We start from the raw sequence: 330 nt of genomic DNA, 5'->3' as shown, positions 1-330 counted from the left end.
GCCGCTCCACCGCCACCAGCGCCGGACGCGCCGCACGCGCGCCGTCCAGGCACAAGGAGAGACCGGCGACCGTGGGGGCGTCGAACACCGCGCGCACCGACAGCTCTCCCCCGAACACCGCACGGATGCGGCTGATCAGCCGTATCGCCAGCAGCGAGTGGCCGCCCAGCTCGAAGAAACTGTCGTCGACACCCACCCGTTCGAGGCCCAGCACCTCGGCGAACAGGCCGCACAGAATCTCCTCCCGGGCGGTGCCCGGCGCGCGGCCGGCCGCCGAACCACTCCCGAAGTCGGGGGCGGTCAGCGCCTTGCGGTCCAGCTTGCCGTTCG

At 73.0% G+C, this 330-nt stretch carries 1 protein-coding gene; it reads right to left on the bottom strand.

Annotated features, from left to right (window positions below; all coding sequences use genetic code 11):
• Positions 1–330 (bottom strand): phosphopantetheine-binding protein (locus OF819_RS29085; protein ID WP_267246642.1); only part of this gene is annotated, 330 nt, incomplete at both ends.

The sequence above is a fragment of the Streptomyces sp. PR69 genome (assembly GCF_026420845.1).
Taxonomy (GTDB): domain Bacteria; phylum Actinomycetota; class Actinomycetes; order Streptomycetales; family Streptomycetaceae; genus Streptomyces.
Note: the sequence above shows the minus strand (reverse complement) of the source record. Positions and strands in the feature narration are given on the sequence as shown.